This window comes from Fervidobacterium gondwanense DSM 13020 (assembly GCF_900143265.1).
Classification (GTDB): Bacteria; Thermotogota; Thermotogae; order Thermotogales; family Fervidobacteriaceae; genus Fervidobacterium; species Fervidobacterium gondwanense.
This window is the reverse complement of sequence record NZ_FRDJ01000026.1, coordinates 1-1,071: the sequence shown is the minus strand read 5'-3', so window position 1 is coordinate 1,071 and position 1,071 is coordinate 1. Positions and strand designations below refer to the sequence as shown.

Here is a 1,071-nt window from a genome sequence, read left to right as displayed (position 1 = left end):
TTAATCCAGATGAGAGTCTCTCAAGTGTCTTGCTCATGTCCATGTTCGTCATGCTGATGTTTCTCCAGCTGTTCAGTGCGTTCACGTTGTGGTTAATCCTCATACCTCTCCACCTCCTTGTGTACTTTCGTCCTGAACTTAATTAAATAAAAACTTCCGAAAAGTTCTAAACCATAAACTTGATACTTTTCTATCACCTCCTTGATAAAGTACTCTATAAAATGTGATTTTAGCCTAATGTTTTAAATGTTTTATCCTCTCAAGATTTGCAACACCTGTTGAGGTTGAGCGTTAGCTTGTGCAAGCATCGACATACTCGATTGCAACAGTATCTGCTGTTTTGTGAATTGCATCATCTCTTTCGCCATGTCTGCGTCTCTTATTCGGCTTTCCGCTGCTGTCAGGTTCTCTGCTGCTACTCCAAGGTTCGCTATCGTGTGCTCAAGCCTGTTCTGAATCGCACCAAGCGCTGCCCTCGCTGTACTTACCCTGTGTATCGCTCCATCTACTACCATTATCGCTTTTTCCGCACTATTTTGGTCTGTCACTTTAAGTGTACTTGTTGTTAGTCCAAGTGACTTTGCACTCATGTTGTCAATTCCTGCTATCATGTTGTGCCCTTCGTTTGAACCTATTTGGAATATCAATTGTGTATTTGACGTGTACAATGCCTCTACTCTTACAACTGCGCTATCTATAACTTCGTTCAATGGCAGTGCTCCTCCGAAATCAGAAATGCTAAATGTTGAGCCTGTCCATCTGAATGTAATATTACCTAACGCAACAACACCTGCACCTATCGTTGCTGATGTTGTGGTTATTGAGCCGGATGCGTCTATTCTTGTAATTCTAACATCGATTGCACTGCTAACGCTTCCGTTTAATTGTCCAACTTCTATTACATATGTTCCTTCGCCAGCGGTATTTCTGATTGTTCCAAGAGAAACATTAATATTTCCACCTGTAACCACTTTTGCATCTGGTGTGAATCTGAAGTTCTCAAGTTTTCCATCTAACAATTTCTTCGTGTTGAATTCCGTTGTCCTGGAGATTCTGTCAATTTCTTCTCTT

1 protein-coding gene is annotated in these 1,071 nt (G+C 41.2%); it reads right to left on the bottom strand.

All coding sequences use genetic code 11. The features are described 5' to 3' along the window. Positions 1 to 251: 251 nt before the first annotated feature. On the bottom strand, positions 252 to 1,071 hold an 820-nt coding region (locus BUA11_RS10225; protein ID WP_072761173.1), incomplete at its 5' end, for a flagellin.